We start from the raw sequence: 21862 nt of genomic DNA, 5'->3' as shown, positions 1-21862 counted from the left end.
CCGCGAGGACCGGACCCTAGTCGGAGCGGGAGCCGTCGTCCTCGCGGGCGCCCGACTGCGCGTAGGGGTAGGTCTCGTCCCGGCCCTGGAAGGACAGGATCGCCGGGTTGCGGATCTCGCCGTCCTGGATCTCGACTGCTCGATCGATGGTCGGCTCCTGCGCCCACGCCGTGGGGCCTGACAGCACCGTGCGCAGGTGCGGCAGGATCGCCTCACTGTTGACCCAGGTCGCCGAGTTCCACAGGTAGGACGGTGTGTGGTCGACCGCATAGTAGGTCGTGTTGTTGGTGCCCACCACGAAGGTCGGGTCCTCGAACGATGTCGGCCGCGCCCAGCTGAAGCCCATGCCCTCGTCACAGGACACGTCGACGATGAGGCTGCCGGGACGGAACGCACCGAGGTCCTCCTCCTGGAGGAAGGTCCACGGTGCCGTGGGGTCCTGCAGGACGCAGTTGACGACGATGTCGTTGTCCGCGAGATAGGTCGCCAGCGGCACCCGGCCCTCGTTGGTGACCACGCGGGTCTGGTTCGGGTCCTCGTCGTCGTGGTCGAGGTGGACGATCTGCACCGAGTGGATCGGCGAGGCGACGGCCGCGACCTTGCGGCTCGTGAGCACGCGTACGTCGTCGATGCCCTGCGCGCTCAGTGCCGTCACGGCGCCACGAGCGGTCGCACCGAAGCCGATGACGACGGCACGCAGCTTGCGCCCGTAGGTGCCGGTGGTACCTGAAAGGGCGAGCGAGTGGATCACCGAGCTGTAGCCCGCGAGCTCGTTGTTGAGGTGGAAGACGTGCAACAGGAAGCTGCCGTCGCGGGCCCAGTGGTTCATCGCCTCGAACGCGATGAGCGTCAGCCGGCGGTCGATGGCCTCCTGGGTGAGCGGGGTGTCCTGGACGCAGTGGGGCCAGCCCCAGACGACCTGGCCGTCACGCATCTCCGCGAGGTCCTCGGACTGCACCTTGGGCTGCAGGATGACGTCGCACTGCTCGATGAGCTCCGCGCGGGTGCGAACCCCACCGAGCGAGGCAGCCAGGGTCTCGTCCGGCACGCCGAAGGGGAGGCCGTAGCCCTCCTCGACGAAGATCTGGGCACGCAGCTCCGGGTCGATCCGGTCGAGGTGCGCGGGGTGGATCGGGAGGCGGCGCTCGTTCTCCTTGCGGGAGCGAGCCATGACTCCGAGGGAGAGCAGAGGGCTGGTTTCAGCGCTTCTTGCCATGCAGCGACGTCTCAATTCCGGTGGACTCGGTGGACTTGGCCCGCTTGTCGGCCCGCTTCTCCTTGATGGACTTGTCCGACTTCTTGGAGAGCGAGTTGCGTGGTGACTTGTCGGACATGATCAGTCCCTTGGTGGGGAGACCCGAAGGGTCCCGCTATGTGTGACAGTACGCCCCGAGCTGGCGCCCGTGGGCCCGCGGCCGCCGCAGTGCCCGGATGCCGGCACGGTCACTGCTCGCGTGATGGTGCCGAGCTCATGTCGAGCGAAGCACCCCACGCCTGGGCCCGCTCGCGCTCACCTTCGAGCAGAGGTCCCTCCATGCCGTCCACCCAGAACGACGTCGGCTTCGCCATCTGGGTGCCACCTGCCGCGTGCAGGCGCTTGGCCGCCTTCTTCGCCGCGGACCCCGGCAGGTGGGGATGCCTGACGCGGGTGTCGAAGGTGACGAAGGATGGTGCGGACGTCGGGAGGTCGACTGCGTCCATCCACTCGCGCAGTCCCATGCCCGCCGACTCGACGGACCGGTGCGCCTTGTGGGCAGCATCCTCGCGGGTGCTGGGACGGCTGAGACCGAAGGCGTGGGTGGGGGCTCCCGCGACGACCAGGTCGAGGTCGTCGGGCAGGACCGTGGCGGTCGAGACCTCTCGCACCTCCACGTCTGCCCACTCCCTGACCCCCTGCGCGACCGCGTCCGCGACCTCGCGCGTGTTGCCGTACATCGACTCGTAGACGACCCACGCCTTCGTCATGTGGAGCTCCGTTCCTCTCGATCGGGGGCGTGTGCCCCTTGAAACTCTCAGCGAGCCAGATATCCGCCGTCGATGGGGTAGCAGGTGCCGGTGGCGAACGAGGCGCCGTCGCTGGCCAGCCAGGACACCAGCTCGGCGACCTCCTTTGGCTCGCCGACGCGCTGCAGGGCGTGCTGGGAGGCTCCTCCGGTGACGACGGCCGCACGGCCGCCCAGGCCTGAGGTGTTCATCGCGTCACCTCTCCGGACCGGACGACGGCCACAGGACAGTGGGCCCGGCCCAGGACGGCCTGGCTCACCGAACCGACCAGCCGGCCGCTCAGGCCGGCGAACCCTCGGCTGCCCACGACCAGCAACGCGGCTCCACGGGAGTGGTCGACGAGCGCCGAGACCGGGTCCCCTCGCAGGACGTGACGGTGCACGCGGACATCTGGGTACTCCCCGGACCAACCCGCGACCTCCTGTGCCGTGGCGGCACGTTCGGACTCGACCCTGGCGGCCGGGTCGTCTGCCTGCCACGGGGGGACATAGCCGGCGGTGGCGCGCGAGGGACAGGCATGGACCACCGTCAGGGGAAGCCCGTAGTCCGCCGCCTTGGCGAACGCGTAGCCGATCGCCGCCGCAGAGAGCTCCGAACCATCGACTCCGACGACCACGCGGGCGCGCGCTTGACGGGACTGGGCCGGGCCGCGCACGACGACGACCGGGCACTGCGCGTGCACCGCCACCTCGTCGGACGTCGAACGGAGAAGGCCCGTGCCGAGCGGCCCCCGCCCATGCCCGCCCATGACGACGCACGAGGCGTAGTCCGAGGCCTCGGTCAACGCGTGGGCCGGGGTCTGGCCGGACGCCTCGGCGGTGACCTCCAGCGACGGGGAGAGCTCCCGCACGCGCGACAGGACGGCACGCAGCTCCGGCGTGAGGGGAGCACCTGGCGCGTCCACCCCTGAGGGGCGCGCCCGGCCCGCGGGGGTGTCTGCCTGGATCAGGTGCAGGGGGCGGTGCCGCCGAGCCGCCTCTTCGATGGCCCACGTCAATGCGGGACCGGTCGTGCGGACAGACCCCACGCCGATGACCACCCGGTGCTGCCGCGCCCTCAGGGTGCTGGTGTCCATCACCGGCTCATCGCTGCCGGAGGACCGAACGGGCCTCGACCAGCGCCGCGGCGTCGATCTCGCCCCGCGCATAGCGCAGCTCCAGCTCGGACTCCGCCGCGGAGCGGGCGGGATCGGCCGCCGGTGGCGCCGGCTCCGACCTGCCCTTGGAGAGTGCTCCCACAGCCACGAAGACGAGCAGGCTCACCAGTCCGATCAGCAGCAGGGTGGCGAGCACCCAGCCCAAGGTCATCGAGCCGTAGCCGCGGCCCATGTCGCCCCAGTCCATCATTCCAATCACCTCGTCTGCGTGCGGGCCTTTCTCCCACTGTGACGGCAGTCCGGCAGCGGTCACAGGGCCGAAGGTCCCGACAGGCGGCAGGGGGAGGGAGTCGGCCGAGGGTGTCAGTCGCGGGGGCTGGTCCGCTGGATGTGGCTGCGCAGGGCGGACTGGAGCTTCGGCGCCTTGCGCAGGGTCAGCAGCGAGATGAGCTCCTCGTGCTCGCGCACCAGCCCGAGCATGTGCGTCGTGGGCGTCTCCTCACCCAGCCGGATGAGGCGCACGAACGCTCCGAGCTGGCCCAGGATCCGCGACAGGGTCGGCATGCGGGCGGCACCGGCCAGGGTGAGGTGGAACTCCTCGTCGAGCTGCATGAACGTCTCGGCGTCGCCGGCCTGTGCGGCCCGCCGCTGCTTCATGACGAGCAGCTCGAGCTCGTCGAGGTCGTCGTCGGTGCGGATCTTGCTCGCCTGGGCTGCGGCGGCGCTCTCGATGGCGATGCGGAGTGTCGTGATCTCCCGCTTGTGCTCGGGCGAGACGTCGACGACGAGGAGCTGGCGGCGGGGGCCGGTCTCGAGCAGGCCCTCGCTCTGGAGACGGCGCAGCGCCTCGCGCACGGGGGTCCGCGAGACGGTGTGTTGCTCGGCGAGGGCGACCTCGTCCAGCGGCGTCCCCGGTGGCAGGGCACCCGACATGACGTCAGCCAGCACGGCCGCATGCACGGCCTCGGCCTTGGTGGAGGCGGCTGAGGGGCCAGGGGTCATGGGCGCGGCGCCTACTTCGCGAAGATCTGGGACTCGTCGGCGAAGGCCTTGAACTCCATGGCGTTGCCGGCCGGGTCGAGGAAGAACATCGTCCACTGCTCGCCCGGCTGGCCCTCGAACCTCAGGTAGGGCTCGATGACGAACGTCGCACCGGCTGCCTTCATCGTGTCGGCAAGGTCGTGGAAGTCCCCGGTGGAGAGCACGGCGCCGAAGTGGGGGACCGGGACCTCGTGGGAGTCGACGTGGTTGTGACCTGCAGATCCGGGGTGGACCGGCACCTGGTGCGTCACGACCTGGTGGCCATAGAAGTTCCAGTCGATCCAGACGTCGGCCGAGCGGCCCTCGCTCAGTCCGAGGACGCCGCCGTAGAACTCGCGCGCCGCGGCGATGTCGTCGACAGGGATGGCGAGGTGGAAACACGGACGGTGGGTCACGGCATACTCCCGAGTTTGATGTGTGCAAGTGCTCCACATGTATACAGGAGATGACTCTCGACGCACAGCCCCGGCGGGCGTAGCGTCAGCCAGGTGACGTTCGAGGTCGCTGCCGAGGCGTACGGCCGGTTCATGGGCCGCTACTCCGAACCGCTCGGTGTGGTGTTCGCCGACTGGGTCGGGGTTCGTCGCGGTGAGCGCGCACTCGACGTCGGCTGTGGTCCGGGGGCCCTCTCCGGCGTGCTCATCGAGAGGCTGGGTGTCGGCCACGTGGCCGCGGTGGACCCGTCACCACCGTTCGTCGAGGCCATCGTCGCGCGCTTCCCCGGGCTCGAGGTGCACCGTGCCCCGGCCGAGCACCTGCCCTTCGGCGACGACGACTTCGACCGGGCCCTGGCGCAGCTGGTCGTCCACTTCATGCAGGACCCCGTCGCCGGCCTCGCCGAGATGGCACGGGTCACCAAGCCGGGTGGGCAGGTGGCGGCCTGCACGTGGGATCTTGCCGGTGACCGGTCCCCGCTCAACCCGCTGTGGAGCGCCGCCCGACGTCTCGACCCGCGCATCACTGGTGAGTCGCACCTCGCCGGGGCCCGCGCGGGCGAGCTGGCGATCCTGGCCACCAAAGCCGCTCTCACCGACGTCGAGTCCGACGAGATCGCCGTCACCGTCACCCACCCGAGCTTCGAGGAGTGGTGGGAGCCCTTCACGCTGGGCGTCGGTCCGGCAGGTGACTACGTGCAGTCGCTCGACCCGCAGGCGCGTGAGGCGCTGCGTGAGGAGTGCCGTCGTGGGCTGCCGGACGCGCCGTTCGAGGTCACCGCGGTGGCCTGGGCAGTGCGCGGCCGGGTCTGAAACGGACCCCGCCCTTGTGTGCGGGGGCGGGGCAGGCGAAGGTGGGAGCGGAACCACCTCAGGTCACCTCGATGAAGGAGCACTCATGGCTGGAACAACCCGCACCGCCTCGAACCACTGGGAGGGCGACCTCATGTCCGGCACCGGACAGGTCACGCTCGAGTCCTCCGGCGTCGGCACGTTCGACGTCAACTGGCCCTCGCGCGCCGAGCAGGCCAACGGCAAGACCAGCCCCGAGGAGCTCATCGCCGCGGCGCACTCGTCCTGCTTCAACATGGCGTTCTCCAACGGCCTGGCCAAGGCCGGCACGCCCCCGACCTCGCTCGACACGACCGCTGCGGTGACGTTCGTCCCCGGCACCGGCATCACCGAGATCGCGCTCAAGGTCGTCGGCTCCGTGGCCGGCATGTCCGCCGACGACTTCCAGGCCGCTGCCGAGGACGCCAAGGAGAACTGCCCTGTGTCGCAGGCGCTCAAGTCCGTGCCGATCAGCCTCGAGGCCACCCTCTCCGAGTGAGCGAGCACGTCCAGCGGCTCGGCCTCGCCCTCATCAAGGGCACCCGCCACGTCGACCTGGACGAGATGGAGCTCGATGCCCACGGCCCCGTCGGCGACCGCGACTTCTGCCTCGTCGACGTGGCCGCGCGTCGGGTCCTGCGCACCGTGGAGAACCCGGGACTCCTGGGTTTCACAGCCCGGTCCGTGGCTGGTGGCCTCGAGGTCACCGGCCCGGACGGGCAGGTGGCGCGGGCCGAGACGCGGGATGCCGTGGACGGTGCCGCCGTGGCGGACTACTGGGGTCGTGGGGCGCGAATCCGGTTGCAGGACAGCGCACTCAGTGCCGTCTTCTCCCGCGCGCTGGGGCGGGAGGTGGTGCTGGCGCGCGCCGAGCGTGGCGACGTCGTCTATGCGGAGCCGGTCTCGATCGTGACCACCGGGGCTCTGCGTCGCCTTGCCGGGACGATCGCCAGCAGTGGGTATGCCATGCCGCAGGCTCTCGATGCCCGTTTCCGCGCGACTCTCACGCTGGTCGCAGACGAGGACCCGCCGCCCGGGACCCGGTTGCAGCTCGGCGATGCCGTCGTGGAGGTCGGCCAGCCCCTCGAGCGGTGCGCGGTCATCGACCTCGACCCCGCGACTGGTCAACGGACCGGATCGCGGCTGCTGCCGCTCATCCGAACAGGCGACGGTCGGTTGCTGTGTGGCGTCGGCGCTCGCGTGGTGAGCCCCGGGCGAGTGCGCCTCGGTTGAGAGACATCGCCTCCCTATGTATTCTGGTGGGATGAAGGTGGTGGAGAAAGCACGCGTGGAGGCCCCCGGCGTCGACGGCTACGAGCTGCTGCGTTCCGTCGCTCGACTCCACCGATGGGCCACTCGCAACGCGCAGCTCGACGTGCCCCCCGCCCAGGTGCGACTCCTCGCCCTCGTCGGCGACATCGGCCCCGCCCGCATCGGCGACCTGGCCGAGGCGGACCACTCGAGCCAGCCGACCATGACCTCCCAGATCCAGCGTGCGGAGGCCCACGGCTGGCTCACGCGTACCCCCGACCCCGACGACGCTCGCGCCAGCCTCATCGACCTCTCCGTACGCGGTGAGCGCGAGCTGGCCACGGCGCGCGCCTCGCGCAGCGCCGCGATCACACCGTTGCTGCAGGGCCTGAGCCAACGAGACGCCGCCACCCTCAACCGCGCCATCGCCATCGTCGACCGACTGGTCACCTAGCCCTCCAGGCAGGGGAACCACGTCCCGAACAAGGGAACAGTTCCCTTGCTCCGGCCGCCTTTGACGGGTCACCCGCACAAAGGGAGGCGGGTGGGAAGCGGAAGGCGGCGGACCGGCATACATCGATATATAGCCAACAAATATAGGAAACCAAGAGATGAGTGAAACTTCGATGTGGCGCCAGCCACGACCCGTCTGGGCGGTGGCCTTCGCCTCCGTCATCGCGTTCATGGGCATCGGCCTGGTGGACCCGATCCTCAAGCCGATCGCCGACGACCTCGGTGCGTCTCCCTCGCAGGTGTCGCTGCTCTTCACGAGCTACATGGCGGTCATGGGCGTCGCCATGCTCATCACCGGCGCAGTCTCGAGCCGCATCGGGGCCAAGCGCACGCTGCTCACCGGGCTCGCGATCATCGTCGTGGGATCGGCGCTCGCCGGGATGCAGGACGGCGTCAACGGCATCGTGATGTTCCGCGCGGTGTGGGGACTGGGCAACGCGCTCTTCGTCGCAACCGCCCTGGCCACCATCGTGCGGTCGGCGCGGGGGTCGACGGCGCAGGCGATCATCCTCTACGAAGCCGCGCTCGGTGTCGGCATCGCGACCGGTCCGCTCATCGGCGGGCTGCTCGGCGAGCTGTCCTGGAAGGGACCGTTCTTCGGCGTGGCTGTCCTCATGGTGCTGGCTCTGGTGCTGACCTCCGTCATGCTGCCCGCGACGCCACCGGCCGCGAAGGCCACGAGCCTCGCGGACCCGTTCCGTGCACTCAAGCATCGCGGACTGCTCGTCGTGGCGATCACGGCCATGCTCTACAACTTCGGGTTCTTCACCCTGCTCGCCTTCACGCCCTTCGCCCTCGAGATGGGTGCGATCCAGATCGGCTTCATCTTCTTCGGGTGGGGACTGCTCTTGGCCATCTCGTCGGTGTTCGTCGCCCCGCGCCTGCAGCACCGCTTTGGGACGCTGCCCTCGATCTTCTTCGCGATGACGATGTTTGCGGTTCTCCTGGCTGCGATGGCTGTGTTCACGATGTCGAAGCCGGTCCTCGTCGTCGGCGTCGTCCTTGCCGGTTTCGCGCTGGGCATCAACAACACGCTCATCACGGAGTCGGTCATGAAGGCCGCACCGGTCGAGCGTGGGGTGGCGTCGGCTGCCTACAGCTTCGTGCGGTTCGGTGGCGGAGCCGTGGCGCCGTGGCTTGCGGGCAAGCTCGGTGAGGAGATCAGCGTGCACGTGCCTTTCTGGGTCGGCTCCGGGGCCGTCGTGCTGGGCATGGTCGTCCTGTATGCCGGCCGCGCAGCTCTGTCACACCTCGACGACGAGGAGTCGGCCGAGGAGGAGCGCATGGACGAAGCGATGGCTCTCTCACTCACCGACTGAGGCACGAGTCGCGGATCTCCAGACGAGTGCTGTTGCGCTCGCGCCGGGCCCTCCTGTTGGCGGTGTAGGTCACCTCAACGGCGTCGAACTCCGCCGGGGTGGTCGCGACGAGCTGGAGCACGAGGTTCTCGATGTGGCCCGGCGCCAAGGTCAGGGGCATGACCCTCTTGCGGTCGAACGTCGCTGACCCGCCCTCCGGCGGCCAGCCGGGCATCGCCCCGATCAGCCCCGTGTCATCGATCGGGGAGAGGTAGCCGGGCCCGACCATCGCGACATTGCGTGCTCCGACGAGAGCGACGGCATCGACCTGCAGGGCGTGGTCCGTGGCGTTCCTGGCTGCCTCGTGGCCGAACGTGTAGTGCCCGTCAGCTGAGGTGGGGATGCAGAGGATGCCGTCGTCGCCGCCGACCCGGAGCGGTCCGTCATGGTGATCCAAGGTCGCCACCCCACCGTGAACGCCCGCCAGGGCGAGCAGGGTTGCGCTGGTCACGACGGCGAGCAGGCGCATGCACCCTCCCGCGCGGATCCCAGAGTGAGGCGGTGTCCATCCCGCATGTGCGGACGCTAGCAGCGGGTGGTCGCAGTGTGCGGCGGTTCGGCCTCGGCTCCTCGCTCGGTCGAGCGGCCGAGGTCGCTGGCCGGAGGTTTCGATGAGGCTGTCGGTGCCGGCTTGTAGCGTCGGTGGTGGCGGGTTGACGACCGGCTTGGTCGTCGTGCCATGGTGGCGAATTCGGTTGTGGCAGTTCGGAATTCAGCCCAGAGCGTAGCTCGAAATGCTTGACATCCGAACGTGAGTTCGACAACAATGGTGGGTATGGACAACGCCTCAGCCACCCCGGTCGCGCAGCTTCGCGTGGCCCTGGAGGGTGCGCGTGACGCGTTGGCCAGCAGCGCTGACGGAGCCGGTGTCGTGGGGGACGCCTTGGCCCGCCTGAGCGGCGGCGAGCTCGCGGAGTTCATGACCCTGGCCGACGAGGTCAAGGCCCGCGCCGGGGCCGCGCAGGTGCGCCTGACCGCCGAAGCCGCCCACCGTGGGGAGTTCACCTCCGCCCGCCGGGGGCAGGGCTCGGTGCACGAGTGGGTGCGTGAGCACGCCCCCTCACTGCGCCAGGGCGGCGCAGGGCTGGTGGCCCAGCTCGGCCAGGACGTCGCCGCCTCCGCTCCCGCCGGGCTGTGGGGCTGTGCCGGACCGCAGGCGGGGGCGTATGCCGATGCCGCCCGACCCGAAGGCATCGTGTGGGCACGCCTGGTCACCGGTGAGGTCGCGCCCGCGTTGGCCGTGACCGCACTGCGGGAGATGTCGCGGCTGGAGGAGCTGCTCGAGCCCGAGGCGGTGCCGACGGTCGCCAAGGCCATCCTGGACTTCGGGGTGCAGTGGGGCGCACGTGATGCCAAGAAGATTCGCACCCGCCTGATCGCCCAGTTCGGTCGCCAGGACGAGTTCGACGACCTGCAGGACCGGTTGCGCTCGGGAGCGCACCTGTCCAGCCCCACCGTGGCCGACGGGGACCTGACCACGTACGACCTGGCGTTGACCCCGCAGCAGTCGGCGGCGCTGGAGGCCGCGATCGGGCCGTTGTCCAGGCCCGCACCCAACGAGGTCACCGGTGAGCGGGACCTGCGCCCGGCGGGGCAGCGGCGTGCCGAGGCGCTGGCGGCGCTGTGCGCCCGAGTTGCTGCACAGGACGCCGGCGACGCCAGCCCCGGTGGGGCCCCGACCACGATGCACGTGCAGGTCGGGCTGGAGGACCTCCTGGGCTTCTTCCCCGCCACTGAGAGCGACACCGCCACGGGCACCAGCGGTCGCACCGATGCCGACGCCGGTACCGATACGGGTGCGGGCGGGCGTACCGGGTGTGGGCGGGTCATGCTCACCCGCGCGCAGGCCACGATCCTGGCACCGACCACCGTGCGCCAGCTCGCCTGCGACGCGGACATCATTCCCGTCGTCCTCGGCTCGCACGGTGAGATCCTGAACCTGGGCCGAGCCGTCCGCCTGTTCACCAGGGCCCAACGCCGAGCGCTGTGGCACCGCGACGGTGGCTGCACCTACCCCGGGTGCGACGCCCCCGCCGCCTGGACCCAGGCCCATCACCTCGTCCACTGGGTCGACGGCGGCCCCTCAGACCTGGCGTACGCCGCGTTGCTGTGCCAACGCCACCACACGCACGTGCACGACCAGCGCCTGACCGCGACCGTGCACCCACCCGATGAACAGGGCAGGTCCGTCACCTGGGACCTCACCCCGGGCTCCTACGACCGCGACCTACCCGGGCTCCTCACCGCCATCCACCGTGCCCGCGCCCAGAAGTACGCCGCCGCGACAGCCGCCCAGGCACGCGCTGCCGAACGGGCACACCTCGACACCGGACCGCCCGACCCCTGGCTCCACGAACCTTCCGATGACCTTATCGAGCACTGGGTCGAGCAATGGATGGCCGATCACGACGCCGCCGAGCGCGAAGCCGCCCTCGAACAGGACGAGCTCGACGACGCCCTGTCCGCCGTGCTCGCCTGAGCACTCCGTCCCACCGGCCCACCGAGCCCTGCCCGATCGGTCCCACTCGGTGGTCACAGTGGTCGCTGAGAGCAACGGTGAACGCTGGTTCTGGCCGGTGAGGCGCGGGGCGACGTTCCGTTGGCAGAACAGGCAGAACTTGCCGGTATGCCGCCCGCGCACCTCTCGGGGCTCGCGTGAGTTGCGTGCCTCGCGCCAGCCCGCGGACAGGGCCTGCCCCTCGCTGCAGAACTGCCAACCGGGTCCGAGACCATTGGCAGGTACTGCCAATGAGGGGTGTGCCGCCAACACATCAGACTGCTCGGCACACGTGCGAGCGGCTCAGCGGAGAGGCGCTCCCGGCACCAGAGGACCTGCCATGACCCGATCGCGTTCCCCCCTGACCACCCTCACCTCCGGGCGGCTCACGCGCCGTGCCGCGTCCACGCTTGCGTTCGCCTCGATCTCGGCCCTCGTGCTGGCTGGCTGTGGCGGCAGCGACGACGGCACCGACGGAGCATCGAGCGGCGACGGAGGCAAGGACGGCAAGGCTGTCGTCGCCGCCATCTTCTCGGGCCCGACCAACGACGCCGACTACAACGCGGTCGGCCTCCAGGCGCTCGAAGCGGCCAAGGCCGCCGGCGCGCAGACCTCGTTCAGCGAGAAGGTCGCCGTGCCCGACGTCGAGGCCCGCCTCACCGAGGCCGTCGGTGATGGCGCCACGGTCGTGTGGACCCACGGCTCGCAGTTCTACGACGCGACCGCCAAGGTCGCCAAGAACAACCCGGACGTGAATTTCATCGCCGAGTACGACGGCATTCCCAAGGACCAGCCGGCCAACGTCTGGACCATCGACCGGCAGTTCCACCTCGGCTTCTACGGCATCGGCGTCCTCGCCTCCAAGCTCAGCAAGACCGGCACCGTCGGCTACGTCGGTGGCCTGTCGCTGCCGTTCTCGATGGCCGAGGTCCACGCCATGGAGCAGTCCATCAAGGACTCCGGTGCCTCGACGGCCATCAAGCCCGTCTGGACGGGTGACTTCAACGACGCCTCCAAGGCCCAGCAGTTCACCACCCAGCTCCTCGGCCAGGGTGCTGACGTCATCGTCGGCTCACTCAACGTGGGCGCAACCGGCACCTTCCAGGCGTTCGAGGGGCGTCCGGCGGGCGACGGCTGGGTCACGGCCAAGTACACCGACAAGTCCGCCGCGGCGGGTCCCCACTACGCCGGGTCGGTCGAGTACGACTTCACCAAGCCGCTCGCCGAGATCCTCGGCAAGATCAAGGCGGGCGAGGAGAAGGGCAACTACCTCCTGGGCTTCGACACCGGTGTGACCATCAAGCTCTCCGACAGCGTGCCAGCGGACGCGAAGGCTGCGGTCGAGAAGGCCATGGCCGACGTCAAGGCCGGCACGGTCAAGGTCAAGCTCGACACGGCAAAGATCGGCTGACCCTTGCTCCGTATGTCCGGCATACGCAAGACCTTCGGGCCGGTCGTGGCCCTCGACGGAGTCGACTTCACCGTCGCCAACCGCGAGATCCACGGCCTGCTCGGCGGCAACGGCGCAGGCAAGACGACGCTCATGAACGTCCTCTACGGCCTCTACGCGCCCGACGCCGGTACGGTGGAGGTCGACGGTTCTCCCGTGACGATCACCTCGCCCAAGGATGCGATCACCGCCGGAATCGGCATGGTCCACCAGAACTTCCTCCAGGTGGACGTCTTCACGGTCACCGAGAACATCGTCCTTGGCACCGACTCGACCAAGCTCGTGGCTCCCGACGGCTCGACGCAGACACCGGCCCAGCGCATCGCTGAGCTGTCCTCGCGCTTCGGACTCACGGTCGACCCCGGCGCCCGCGTGGCTGACCTGCCCGTCGGGGTGCGCCAGCGCGTCGAGATCCTCAAGGCGCTCTATCGCGGCGCCAAGGTCCTCGTCCTGGACGAGCCCACCACGAACCTCACCCCGCAGGAGGTCGACGACCTGTTCTCGTCGATGCGCGCCATCGTCGACGACGGGATGTCGGTCGTCCTCATCACCCACAAGATCCGCGAGACCATGGAGGTCTGCGACCGGATGACGGTGATGCGCGACGGCCGATGGATCGCCACCGTCGACAAGGCGGACACCACCGCCGACGACCTCGCCGCCACGATGATCGGTGAGATCGCGGGTGGTGACGCCGAGGCCGCTGCCCTGGCCCAGACGGCGCAGGTCTCCCTCGGTGAGGAAGAGCTCGGGGAGGCCTCCCTCGACACGTCGAGCGAGGCCGAACCTGAGGGTGCGGCCGCGGACACGGTGACCCCAACCCCTGCCCGGGTCACCGTCCGCGGTCTCACTGTGGCCGGCAAGGGAGGCAAGCCGCTCGTCGACGACGTGACGCTCTCCCTGCGCCCCGGCGAGATCCTGGGCATCGCCGGGGTCGCCGGAAACGGCCAGGGGGAGCTGGCCGAGGCCCTGACCGGAACCCGTTCCGCCACAGGCTCCCTCAGCGTCGACGGTGCCGAGCTCGTCGGTCGGCCCACCGCCGCCTGGCTGGGCAGCGGCGTGGTCTACGTCCCCGAGGACCGCCAGCGGGACGGCATACTCCCGGGTGCCGGGATCACCGAGAACCTCGTCCTCGGATCGCACCGGACCAGAGCGAAGGCCGGCATGATCAACTGGCGTGCCGCGCGCACCGAGGCGGTCGCCGCGATCAAGGAGTTCAGCGTCAAGACGCCCAGTGCGGCCACCCCGTGTGGACAGCTCTCCGGCGGCAACATCCAGCGCGTCATCCTCGCGCGGGCGTTCGCGCACAACCCCAAGCTCCTCCTCCTGCACAACCCGACCCGCGGACTCGACCTCCGCTCGACGCAGTTCGTCTACGACCGCGTCCGCCGGGCGGCGTCGCAGGGTTGCGTGGTCATCGTCATCTCCGAGGACCTGGACGAGGTGCTCGCGCTGTCCGACCGCGTGACCGTCGCCTACTCCGGCCGGCTCGTCGGCGAGTTCGCGCGTGGTGAGGCCAACCCCTACGACCTTGGTCGACTCATGACAGGAGTGGGCGCGTGAGCTCCGACCTCCAGGAAGCCCCCACGGGCACGGTGGACGATGTCGCCGTCGCTCCGCCGCTCGCCCAGCGGGCCAAGAGCATGGCGTATGCCGCGATTCCCTATGTCATTGCCGTGCTGGCTGCGTTCGTGGTCGTGGGCGTCCTCATCGCTGTGCTGGGACACGACCCGGCCAAGGCGTTCCGGGCGGTCCTCACCAACTCGTTCCGCAACGAGACCGGGATGGTCCAGACCGTGCACAAGTGGGCGCCCCTGACCCTGCTCTCACTGGCGTTCGCGATCCCCCTCGGGGCCGGCCGGTTCAACATCGGTGGCGAGGGCCAGATGATCCTCGGCTCGGTGGGCGCGGCCGCGGTCGGTATCACGATGTCGGACCTCCCGATGGTGGTCCTGCTGCCGCTCGTCATCGTGGTCGGCACGCTCGCCGGTGCGGTGTGGGCCGGAATCTCCGCCTGGCTCATGGAGTCCTTCCACGTCAACGAGATCCTGTCCACGGTGCTGCTCAACTTCGTCTCGTTCGAGGTGCTCGACTACGTCGCCTCCGTGGTGTGGTCCGACCCCGGTGCCGGAGGGGCCGTGACGCTGCCCATCGGAGACGGCGCCGTCCTGCCCGGCATCGGTCGTCCGCCCATGCACACGGGTGTCCTGCTGGTCCTGCTCGTGTCCGTCGTCGCAGCGGTGATGGCCAAGCGCAGCGTCGCGGGCTTCGAGCTGCGGGCGGTCGGCCTCAACGAGCGCGCCTCCCAGCTGCACGGCATCCGGACCGGCCGCGTCGCCGTGACGTCGATGATCGTCGCCGGTGGCCTCGCCGGGCTGGCCGGCGCGATCGAGGTATCCGGCGTCCACCAGCGCACCCTCGAGGGCATCCAGTCCAACTTCCTGCTGCTCGGCATCATCATCGGGCTCATCGCCCGTGGCTCCCTCACCGCGGTGCCGTTCGTGGCCTTCGGCATCGCCGTGCTCGAGGTCGGGGCGGGGTCGATGCAGCGGGTCTCGGGAGCGCCGGTCGAGATCGTCCTCATCCTCGAGGGCCTCATCCTGCTGTTCCTGCTCATGTCCGACGTCGCGACCGAGAGGTTGCAACGCGCTCGAGCCGGCCGCTCCGCGCGACGAGCCAGTGCCACTGCCACGCCGGGAGCGCCAGCATGAGCGAGTTCCTCACCCTGACCATCACCGCGATGGTGCCGTTCCTCTTCGTCGCCCAGGGCACGATGCTCAGCGGCCGGGCGGGCATCTTCAACGTCGCGCAGGAGGGGCTCATGCTCCTCGGTGCCGCCGTGGGCTACGTCGTGTCGCTCAAGGCGGGAGGCAACGTCGTCGGCCTCGTCGCCGCAGCACTTGCCGGAGCGCTCGTGGGCTTCATCCTGTCGTGGGCGACGACCTCACTGCGGCTCGACCAGTTCGTCGTGGGGCTCGCGCTGTTCTTCCTCGCCGGCGGCACCGCGTCCCTGCTCTACCGGGTCGTCATCGGCAACGACGAGCCTCCCCGCATCGCACCGCTGCCCGACCTCGTCTTCGGCCAGGACGCGCTGGTGTTCGTTGCGGTCGCACTGTCGCTGTTCCTCTGGTGGTGGCTCTACCGCACGGACGCCGGCATGCGCCTGCGCTCCGTCGGTGAGAACCCCAAGGCTGCCGACTCACTGGGCATCAACGTCACTCGTACGCGGCTGTGGGCAGGCACCGTCGGTGCTGCGCTCATGGCCGTGGGTGGTGCCTACCTGCCGATGGTCTTCTCGGGCGTCTATGCCGACGGCATCGTGGCCGGCCGTGGCTGGCTGGCCATCGCGCTGGCGTTCTTCGGCGGCTGGCGGCCCCAGTTCATCCTCGCCGGATCCGCGTTCTTCGCCGCCATGGAGGTCCTCGCCCAGCGGGCCCAGGTCAGCGGCATCGGCGTCCCGCACCAGTTCGTGTCGATGCTGCCCTACGTCGCAACGCTCGTCGTGATGGTCTTCGCCTTCCGGTGGGCGCTCGTGCCGCAGTTCCTGGGCAAGAACTACGACCGCGAGTCGCGCATCGTCGGCTGAGTGCTCAGCCAAGGCCGGCCTCGGTGAGCCGCTGGGCCGCCTTCTCGAAGACGTCCCGCAGCTCACCACTCGGGTAGCGCGCTGCGATCTCCGCCGCCGCGAGGGCACCGCCGACCAGGGCTGACCGCCGGAAGTCGTCACGCAGCCCACGCTCGGTGCCATGCTCCGCGTCCGGCTCGGGGACCGGTCCCGGACCGAGCCACGGCCACCGGCGGGGCCAGCTGGTCCCACACCAGTCCTCGACATCCTCGAAGAAGGCGTTCTGGGCGGACTGGTCGCGCCCGCTGACGATGATGATGCCTCGGGCCATCAGGCTCATCAGCTGGCGTCCGGCTTCGTGGGGAGGGAGGGGTTGGGGGTTGAGCGAGGCGTCATCACCGCGCTGGTGCACCCTCAGGCCCTGCGGTCCTCCGCCGACGACCTCCCAGACGCGGTCGTCGAAGGAGGCGAGGAACTCGAGGCGGTCGCGGCCGAGGGTCACCCGTCCGTGGGCGATTGCCGTGATGAGATCCGATGCAGTGGGCATGGTCGTCCTCCTTCGTCCTGGCAACGCCCGGTTGGCCTGCCATCACGGAGGAGTCGCGACAAGGGGCTCCAGATACCTCCCCAAACGTGAGCCGCAGGCGCAGGTGCAGAATGGCCAGCGTGCAGACGATCCCCATCCCCATGGCCGAGGGTGCGGTGGCCGAGGCCTTCGTCGCCCGCCCGCAGCGCGACACCTCCGAGGAGCACCCAGGGGTGCTGCTGTTCATGGATGCCATCGGGCTGCGCCCCCGCATCGCCGAGATGGCGCAGCGGATCGCCGACTGGGGCTATGTCGTCCTGGCGCCCAACGTCTTCTTCCGGGACGGCACCAAGGACGAGCTCGCCCCCACCACGGACCTCACCGACCCGGGCGCGCGCGATGAGTTCTTCGAGGCCGCGATGCCCAGGGTGCAGGCGCTCACGGCCACCCGCGCCGAAGCAGACATCCCGGTCTACCTCGAGACCCTGCGCGCGCTGACCGGCGTCGCCGAGGGTCCGGTGGGCACCGTGGGCTACTGCATGGGCGCCCGTCTCGCGGTGCGCGCCGCCAACCTCGACGCCGGCGTCGCCGCGGTGGGTGGCTTCCACGGAGGTGGGCTCGCCACCGAGGGTGACGACAGCCCCCATCGGGGCCTCGCGGACGCGCGTGCCGAGTTCGTCTTCGGTCACGCGGACCAGGACCGCTCCATGGGGCCGGAGGCCGTCGCCAGGCTCGGGGAGGCGCTGGCCGACGCGGGTCTCTCGGCGCGCAACGAGGTCTATGAGGGTGCCGCCCACGGCTACACGATGTCCGACACGGCCGTCTTCGACGAGGCCGCCACCGAGCGTGCGTTCACCGAGCTCGAGGCCCTGTTCGCCAGGACCCTCCGCGTCAGTCGCGCGTAGGCAGCCGCTCCTCGAGCCAGGCCAGGATGTCCGCCGTGACCTCGTCGCGGTTGGTCTCGTTGAGGATCTCGTGCCGGGCCTCGGGATAGATCGTCGTCGTCACGTCCGTCACCCCAGCGCTGCGGTACTTGCCAGCGACCTCGCGCGGACCCTTGGCACTGTCTCCCACGGGGTCCAGCGATCCGGACAGGACGAGGATCGGCAGGTCGCGTGGAACGGCGGCGAACGCGGCACGGCCGTTGATCTGCTGCAGCCCGCCGAGGAGGTCGGCGTAGAAGGCGGCGCTGAACACGTTGCCGCACATCGGGTCCGCGATGTACTTGTCGACCTCGGACTCGTCGCGTGACAGCCAGTCGAAGTCGGTGCGGTTGGGCTTGAACGTGGCGTTGAACTGACCGAACGTCAGCTTGTCCATCAGGCCGGACCGGTGACGTCGCCCGCGCAGCCGGGCCTGGACGCCGGCCACTCTCTTCCCGACGGCGGCCAGGGGGCCGGGGTCCCCACCGGTGCCGCTGAGGACCAGGGCCGCGAGACGCGCGCCGTGCTGCGCGGCATACGCCCGGCTGAGGAAGGAGCCCATGCTGTGTCCGAAGAGCACGAGCGGCACGCCAGGGTGCTCGGCCTGGGCGAACTCGCTCACGGTGCTCATGTCCGTCACGACGGTGTTGAAGCCGTCGTGGTCGGCGAAGTAGCCGTGGTCGGCAGCAGAAGCCGTGCCCCCGTGCCCACGGTGGTCATTGGCATAGACGGCGTAGCCAGCCCCGGTGAGCGCCTCGGCGAACCGTTCATAGCGGGCCGCGTGCTCGGCCATCCCGTGCGCGATCTGCACGATCGCCCGCGGCGGTGCGTCCGGCAGCCACCGGAAGGTGTGCAGCGACGTCCCGTCGGCAGCGCTGACGGCGAGGGTGGTCGACTCCATGGAAGGCTCCTGGCGTGGTGCTCGAGGGCGTGGCGGGCACGTGCTGGCAGGCCCGCGGCTGCCGACGCTACCCGCCGACGCTGGGTGTCCACTGCAGATGTGATGAGTCGGCCGTCAGCCGAGACGGCGCAGGTTTGCCCACGCCTGTCCCCAGGGCCGGACGAGCCCTCGGCACACCTGCACGGCCGCGCCGTCCTCATCGTTGTCGACGCCGTCGGGCGTCTCGAGCCGAGTCACTGCGGTGCACTTCGTGAAGGTCGCGCCCAGCTCCGTCTCCGGCCACGTCCCGATGACGATCGCGGTGGTCGCCTCGGGAGGCGGCGCGCCCCACTCACCAAAACCGTTGTGTCCGCTGTATGCCGGGGGCAGCAGTGCCGCGTCCGCGTCACTCTCGCGGCGTGCGAGCGTGATCATCCCCGCCTCGCCGTAGTTGGCCGCCAGCACGATCGCGCGTCCGCGGTCGGGGAGCGCTCGACTCACCTCGCGGACCGTCTCGACGTATGCCGGCCAGCCGACGGTCTCTGCGCCGTCCGGATTGACTGCCGTCGCCACGGTGAACAGGGCTGACCCGGGCGGGGCAACCGGGAGCGAGAAGACAGCGGTCGGGATGGTGCCCACGGCGAGGACGGCTGCGGCGAGGCGGGTGCGCCCTCGGGCGTCGAGCCAGTCCACCGTCGGGATGGCGCCAGCTGCAAGGACAGCGGGGAAGAAGCCGGCTGGGTAGTAGGCCTTCCCGCCGGACACGACGACGAAGACGAGGAACACGGCATACGCGATCGTCAGCCAGCGGAGCTGCGGCTGTCTCCAGAGGTGGACCACACCGACGACGAAGACCACGGAGACCAGCGGCCCAATCATGAGGAAGGACAGGGGAACCACGCTCGCGCGGTCGGCCGAGGAGGTCGACCCGCCAGTCGCGATGTTGGCGGCGATGTCGCGCATGGGCCAGTCGTGGGCGGCCTGCCAGACCAGGAAGGGGGCGGCGAGGACTCCCGTGATGGCCGCCGCCAGCCACGGACCGGGCGCGAGCAGCAGGCGCCGCGGACCGGCAGTGAGGAGTCCGATGGCACAGCACGCGAGCACGGTGAGGACGAGCACCTTGGCCTGGGTCGTGAGGCCGGCGGCGACACCGACGAGCAGCCATGGACCCGGGTCCGGGCGCTGAACTGCTCGAGTGAGGAGCCAGAGCGTCGTGGCCGTGCCGAGGAGGTCGAACGTGGTCGTCGAGAAGAGGTGACCCGTGGCGGGCACGATCGAGGTGAGGGCGGTGAGGAGGGCAGCGGTGACCTGGTGGCGACGGTTTCCGCCGAGCTCGCGGCAGGTGAGGGACGCGACGAGGGTCGTGAGCGCAGCCGCGAGGGCCGGCAGGATGCGGAACGCCCAGAGGTGTCCACCGACGAGGGTGTGCCACGCAGCGGCCAGGAGCGGGACGAGGACCGGCTGGTCAGGCTGTCCGAACGCCGGGTGGTGCCCCGCCTCGATGAAGTAGAGCTCGTCGCGGTGGAAGCCGTAGCGACCAGCGACGAGCACGAGGACCCCGATCAAGGTCAGGGCAGTGATCACCGAACCCCGTGGGACTCTCACCCGCCCATGCTGGCAGACGGTCCCATCCCGATCTCACCCATTTCCCAGCCGTGGACGGGCGCAGGGCAAAAGGTATGCCGGCCGCTCAGGGAAGCGGCCGGCACACCGTGCGATGGGGCTGGGTCAGCCGCGGTAGCCGCGGGACTGCGACGAGAAGGCCGCTGCACCGCCACCGGAGCGGCGGGGGGCGCCACTGCGCTGGCCACCGGCGGGACGCTGTCCACCGGAGGAACGCTGGCCGCCGGAGGAACGCTGTCCACCGGTCGAGCCCTGGCCGGACTGGCCACGAGTCGAGCCGGACGCGCCACGGGGAGCGCCGGAGCGCGGGCCGCCCGTGCGTGCGCCACCGGAGCGGCCGCCGGAACGCGATCCGCCGGACCGCTGGCCGCCGCCGCCCTGGCCACTGCCCTGGGGGGCGGCACCGGGGACGACGAACGCGCCCGGGAAGGTGCGCTCGCCGGGAGCGAGCTCGGTGAGGAGCGGGTGGGTGGCGTTGACCTTGGTGGTGGTCGGCTTGATGCCGGCCTTGCGGGTGAGGTCGCGCACGTCGCGCACCTGGTCATCCGTCATCAGAGTGACCACGGTGCCGGAGTTGCCGGCGCGAGCGGTGCGTCCGGAGCGGTGCAGGTAGGCCTTGTGCTCGACCGGCGGGTCGGCGTGGATGACGAGGCTGACGTCGTCGACGTGGATGCCACGGGCGGCGATGTCGGTCGCGACGAGCGTGTGCGCCGTGCCGGCGTGGAACGCGTCCATGGTGCGGGTGCGGGCGTTCTGGCTGAGGTTGCCGTGCAGCTCGACCGCGGGGATGCCCTCGGCGTTGAGCTGGCGGGCGATCTTCTTCGCGCGGTGCTTCGTGCGGGTGAAGACGACCTTGCGGCCCGGGGCTGCGGTGAGGTCGACGAGCACGGGGAGGTGCCCGTCCGCAGTGACGTGGAGGACGTGGTGGCTCATCGTCGAGATCGGCGACTGGGCCGAGTCGGCCTCATGGGTGACCGGCGAGGTCAGGTAGCGCTTGACGAGCGTGTTGACGCCGGCGTCGAGGGTCGCGGAGAAGAGCATCCGCTGCCCGTTGCGCGGCGTCTTGTCGAGGATGCGCTTGACGACGGGCAGGAAGCCGAGGTCGGCCATGTGGTCGGCCTCGTCGAGGATCGTGATCTCCACGGCGTCGAGGTTGACGTGACCCTGGTTCATGAGGTCCTCGAGGCGACCGGGGCACGCGACGACGACGTCGACGCCGCGGGTGATCGCGTTGACCTGGGGACCCTGGCCGACACCACCGAAGACGGTCTTGGACGTGATGCCGAGCGGCTGGGCGAGCGGGGCGAGCGCCTCGTCGATCTGGGTGGCCAGCTCACGGGTCGGCGCGAGGATCAGCGCACGGGGGCGCTTGGCCTGGCGGCGACCGCCACCGTTGGCGGACAGGCGCGCCAGCATCGGGAGGAGGAAGGCGTAGGTCTTGCCGGAACCGGTGCGGCCACGTCCGAGGACGTCGCGGCCGGCGAGGCTGTCGGGGAGGGTCGCGGCCTGGATCGGCGTGGGCGAGAGGATGTCGCGCTCGGCGAGGACGCGCACGAGGGACTCGGGGACACCGAGACGGCCGAAGCCGGCGGTGTCGTCGGACGAGCTCTGGTTCTGGGCAGGGGTGGTGCGGGTGTCAGTGGACACGAAGGAGTACTCCAGGGAGTTCTGATGCAGTCGGTTCTGCCCGGCGCGGAATCCGAGTGACGACGAGTGGACCAACATCGCTGTTGTCCCCGTCGAGGTCTCTCGGTCGCGGCGCATCGGCATCGACAGTGAGAAAGAGAAGCAGGTCCGAGGCAGAACGGTGCGGACCGCTGCCACCACCCTAGTGCCTCCGTGCTCAATCCCTTGCATCGCGGAGGGCTTG

General features: G+C 70.2%; 24 protein-coding genes. 11 read left to right on the top strand and 13 right to left on the bottom strand.

Annotation, left to right across the window (positions count from 1 at the left end):
- Positions 1-16: 16 nt before the first annotated feature.
- From ASG74_RS10200 to ASG74_RS10170, 8 genes are all read right to left on the bottom strand, one after another.
- On the bottom strand, positions 17-1171 hold the full coding sequence (locus ASG74_RS10200; protein ID WP_082569642.1) for a N(5)-(carboxyethyl)ornithine synthase: 1155 nt from the start codon (positions 1169-1171) through the stop codon (positions 17-19).
- 28 nt (positions 1172-1199) lie between these two features.
- Entirely contained in the window at positions 1200-1334 is a 135-nt protein-coding gene (locus ASG74_RS17830) for a hypothetical protein (RefSeq protein WP_268766029.1), read from the bottom strand.
- Between the two features lie 109 nt (positions 1335-1443).
- Positions 1444-1965 (bottom strand): flavodoxin family protein, encoded by a 522-nt coding sequence (locus tag ASG74_RS10195; protein WP_056142325.1) that lies wholly within the window; start codon positions 1963-1965, stop codon positions 1444-1446.
- A 47-nt stretch (positions 1966-2012) separates the two neighbouring features.
- Positions 2013-2195, bottom strand: coding sequence for an SDR family oxidoreductase (locus tag ASG74_RS10190; protein WP_056142321.1), 183 nt, complete (start codon positions 2193-2195; stop codon positions 2013-2015).
- On the bottom strand, positions 2192-3079 hold the full coding sequence (locus ASG74_RS10185; protein WP_056142316.1) for a universal stress protein: 888 nt from the start codon (positions 3077-3079) through the stop codon (positions 2192-2194). The genes ASG74_RS10190 and ASG74_RS10185 overlap by 4 nt, the downstream gene beginning before the upstream one ends.
- A gap of 7 nt (positions 3080-3086) precedes the next feature.
- Positions 3087-3350: a hypothetical protein gene (locus tag ASG74_RS10180; protein WP_056142313.1), complete on the bottom strand. Its 264-nt coding sequence runs from the start codon at positions 3348-3350 to the stop codon at positions 3087-3089.
- A gap of 113 nt (positions 3351-3463) precedes the next feature.
- The gene (locus tag ASG74_RS10175) at positions 3464-4102 is read right to left on the bottom strand and encodes a GntR family transcriptional regulator (protein WP_056142309.1); all 639 of its coding nucleotides are present in this window, start codon (positions 4100-4102) and stop codon (positions 3464-3466) included.
- Between the two features lie 11 nt (positions 4103-4113).
- Positions 4114-4536 (bottom strand): VOC family protein, encoded by a 423-nt coding sequence (locus tag ASG74_RS10170; RefSeq protein ID WP_156465346.1) that lies wholly within the window; start codon positions 4534-4536, stop codon positions 4114-4116.
- Between the two features lie 93 nt (positions 4537-4629).
- Here ASG74_RS10170 and ASG74_RS10165 point away from each other — a divergent pair, with 93 nt between their 5' ends.
- The 5 genes from ASG74_RS10165 to ASG74_RS10145 all read left to right on the top strand — a co-directional run bounded on the left by ASG74_RS10165 (position 4630) and on the right by ASG74_RS10145 (position 8489).
- Positions 4630-5388: a class I SAM-dependent methyltransferase gene (locus tag ASG74_RS10165; RefSeq protein WP_056142304.1), complete on the top strand. Its 759-nt coding sequence runs from the start codon at positions 4630-4632 to the stop codon at positions 5386-5388.
- 85 nt (positions 5389-5473) lie between these two features.
- Positions 5474-5905, top strand: a complete 432-nt coding sequence (locus tag ASG74_RS10160; protein ID WP_056142301.1) for an OsmC family protein — start codon at positions 5474-5476, stop codon at positions 5903-5905.
- A complete protein-coding gene (locus ASG74_RS10155; RefSeq protein ID WP_056142298.1) occupies positions 5902-6639 on the top strand; it encodes an MOSC domain-containing protein in 738 nt (245 codons plus the stop codon). Before ASG74_RS10160 ends, ASG74_RS10155 begins: the two co-directional genes overlap by 4 nt.
- Positions 6640-6670: 31 nt before the next feature.
- The gene (locus tag ASG74_RS10150) at positions 6671-7111 is read left to right on the top strand and encodes a MarR family winged helix-turn-helix transcriptional regulator (protein ID WP_056142296.1); all 441 of its coding nucleotides are present in this window, start codon (positions 6671-6673) and stop codon (positions 7109-7111) included.
- A 157-nt stretch (positions 7112-7268) separates the two neighbouring features.
- Positions 7269-8489 (top strand): MFS transporter, encoded by a 1221-nt coding sequence (locus ASG74_RS10145; RefSeq protein ID WP_235498884.1) that lies wholly within the window; start codon positions 7269-7271, stop codon positions 8487-8489.
- Here ASG74_RS10145 and ASG74_RS10140 read toward each other — a convergent pair.
- Positions 8479-8997 carry a hypothetical protein gene (locus tag ASG74_RS10140; RefSeq protein WP_056142289.1) on the bottom strand — a complete coding sequence of 173 codons (519 nt, stop codon included), beginning with the start codon at positions 8995-8997 and terminating at the stop codon, positions 8479-8481. The two genes, ASG74_RS10145 and ASG74_RS10140, sit on opposite strands and share 11 nt — an antisense overlap.
- A gap of 306 nt (positions 8998-9303) precedes the next feature.
- Between ASG74_RS10140 and ASG74_RS10135 the strand changes: the two genes are divergently transcribed.
- The 5 genes from ASG74_RS10135 to ASG74_RS10115 all read left to right on the top strand — a co-directional run bounded on the left by ASG74_RS10135 (position 9304) and on the right by ASG74_RS10115 (position 16061).
- Positions 9304-11007 carry an HNH endonuclease signature motif containing protein gene (locus tag ASG74_RS10135; RefSeq protein WP_056142286.1) on the top strand — a complete coding sequence of 568 codons (1704 nt, stop codon included), beginning with the start codon at positions 9304-9306 and terminating at the stop codon, positions 11005-11007.
- Between the two features lie 358 nt (positions 11008-11365).
- Positions 11366-12436, top strand: coding sequence for a BMP family ABC transporter substrate-binding protein (locus ASG74_RS10130; RefSeq protein WP_056142282.1), 1071 nt, complete (start codon positions 11366-11368; stop codon positions 12434-12436).
- A gap of 12 nt (positions 12437-12448) precedes the next feature.
- Positions 12449-14038, top strand: coding sequence for an ABC transporter ATP-binding protein (locus tag ASG74_RS10125; RefSeq protein ID WP_056142279.1), 1590 nt, complete (start codon positions 12449-12451; stop codon positions 14036-14038).
- Positions 14035-15186, top strand: coding sequence for an ABC transporter permease (locus ASG74_RS10120; protein ID WP_056142276.1), 1152 nt, complete (start codon positions 14035-14037; stop codon positions 15184-15186). Before ASG74_RS10125 ends, ASG74_RS10120 begins: the two co-directional genes overlap by 4 nt.
- Positions 15183-16061: an ABC transporter permease gene (locus ASG74_RS10115; protein WP_056142274.1), complete on the top strand. Its 879-nt coding sequence runs from the start codon at positions 15183-15185 to the stop codon at positions 16059-16061. The genes ASG74_RS10120 and ASG74_RS10115 overlap by 4 nt, the downstream gene beginning before the upstream one ends.
- 4 nt (positions 16062-16065) lie before the next feature.
- Here the strand turns inward: ASG74_RS10115 and ASG74_RS10110 are convergent, their stop codons facing one another.
- A complete protein-coding gene (locus ASG74_RS10110) occupies positions 16066-16587 on the bottom strand; it encodes a hypothetical protein (RefSeq protein ID WP_056142272.1) in 522 nt (173 codons plus the stop codon).
- 119 nt (positions 16588-16706) lie between these two features.
- Between ASG74_RS10110 and ASG74_RS10105 the strand changes: the two genes are divergently transcribed.
- Complete coding sequence (locus ASG74_RS10105) at positions 16707-17471, top strand: dienelactone hydrolase family protein (protein ID WP_442910084.1); 765 nt, start codon at positions 16707-16709, stop codon at positions 17469-17471.
- Here ASG74_RS10105 and ASG74_RS10100 read toward each other — a convergent pair.
- The 3 genes from ASG74_RS10100 to ASG74_RS10090 form a co-directional block, all read right to left on the bottom strand.
- Complete coding sequence (locus tag ASG74_RS10100; RefSeq protein ID WP_056142266.1) at positions 17458-18390, bottom strand: alpha/beta hydrolase; 933 nt, start codon at positions 18388-18390, stop codon at positions 17458-17460. The two genes, ASG74_RS10105 and ASG74_RS10100, sit on opposite strands and share 14 nt — an antisense overlap.
- A 114-nt stretch (positions 18391-18504) precedes the next feature.
- Positions 18505-19974: a glycosyltransferase family 39 protein gene (locus ASG74_RS10095; protein ID WP_082569638.1), complete on the bottom strand. Its 1470-nt coding sequence runs from the start codon at positions 19972-19974 to the stop codon at positions 18505-18507.
- Positions 19975-20097: 123 nt separating this feature from the next.
- A complete protein-coding gene (locus tag ASG74_RS10090; RefSeq protein WP_056143495.1) occupies positions 20098-21639 on the bottom strand; it encodes a DEAD/DEAH box helicase in 1542 nt (513 codons plus the stop codon).
- Between the last annotated feature and the right edge of the window lie 223 nt (positions 21640-21862).

It is taken from the genome of Knoellia sp. Soil729 (assembly GCF_001427985.1).
Lineage (GTDB): Bacteria > Actinomycetota > Actinomycetes > Actinomycetales > Dermatophilaceae > Knoellia.
The sequence above is the reverse complement of the archived record's forward strand: the minus strand, read 5'-3'. Positions and strand labels throughout refer to the sequence as shown.

What these genes read in the sequence shown, in the direction of transcription:
- ASG74_RS10200 (WP_082569642.1), bottom strand. Translation starts at nt 1,171, where the DNA reads ATGGCTCGCTCCCGCAAGGAGAACGAGCGCCGCCTCCCGATCCACCCC.
- ASG74_RS17830 (WP_268766029.1), bottom strand. Translation starts at nt 1,334, where the DNA reads ATGTCCGACAAGTCACCACGCAACTCGCTCTCCAAGAAGTCGGACAAG.
- ASG74_RS10195 (WP_056142325.1), bottom strand. Translation starts at nt 1,965, where the DNA reads ATGACGAAGGCGTGGGTCGTCTACGAGTCGATGTACGGCAACACGCGC.
- ASG74_RS10190 (WP_056142321.1), bottom strand. Translation starts at nt 2,195, where the DNA reads ATGAACACCTCAGGCCTGGGCGGCCGTGCGGCCGTCGTCACCGGAGGA.
- ASG74_RS10185 (WP_056142316.1), bottom strand. Translation starts at nt 3,079, where the DNA reads ATGGACACCAGCACCCTGAGGGCGCGGCAGCACCGGGTGGTCATCGGC.
- ASG74_RS10180 (WP_056142313.1), bottom strand. Translation starts at nt 3,350, where the DNA reads ATGATGGACTGGGGCGACATGGGCCGCGGCTACGGCTCGATGACCTTG.
- ASG74_RS10175 (WP_056142309.1), bottom strand. Translation starts at nt 4,102, where the DNA reads ATGACCCCTGGCCCCTCAGCCGCCTCCACCAAGGCCGAGGCCGTGCAT.
- ASG74_RS10160 (WP_056142301.1), top strand. Translation starts at nt 5,474, where the DNA reads ATGGCTGGAACAACCCGCACCGCCTCGAACCACTGGGAGGGCGACCTC.
- ASG74_RS10150 (WP_056142296.1), top strand. Translation starts at nt 6,671, where the DNA reads ATGAAGGTGGTGGAGAAAGCACGCGTGGAGGCCCCCGGCGTCGACGGC.
- ASG74_RS10145 (WP_235498884.1), top strand. Translation starts at nt 7,269, where the DNA reads ATGAGTGAAACTTCGATGTGGCGCCAGCCACGACCCGTCTGGGCGGTG.
- ASG74_RS10140 (WP_056142289.1), bottom strand. Translation starts at nt 8,997, where the DNA reads ATGCGCCTGCTCGCCGTCGTGACCAGCGCAACCCTGCTCGCCCTGGCG.
- ASG74_RS10135 (WP_056142286.1), top strand. Translation starts at nt 9,304, where the DNA reads ATGGACAACGCCTCAGCCACCCCGGTCGCGCAGCTTCGCGTGGCCCTG.
- ASG74_RS10130 (WP_056142282.1), top strand. Translation starts at nt 11,366, where the DNA reads ATGACCCGATCGCGTTCCCCCCTGACCACCCTCACCTCCGGGCGGCTC.
- ASG74_RS10125 (WP_056142279.1), top strand. Translation starts at nt 12,449, where the DNA reads ATGTCCGGCATACGCAAGACCTTCGGGCCGGTCGTGGCCCTCGACGGA.
- ASG74_RS10115 (WP_056142274.1), top strand. Translation starts at nt 15,183, where the DNA reads ATGAGCGAGTTCCTCACCCTGACCATCACCGCGATGGTGCCGTTCCTC.
- ASG74_RS10110 (WP_056142272.1), bottom strand. Translation starts at nt 16,587, where the DNA reads ATGCCCACTGCATCGGATCTCATCACGGCAATCGCCCACGGACGGGTG.
- ASG74_RS10100 (WP_056142266.1), bottom strand. Translation starts at nt 18,390, where the DNA reads ATGGAGTCGACCACCCTCGCCGTCAGCGCTGCCGACGGGACGTCGCTG.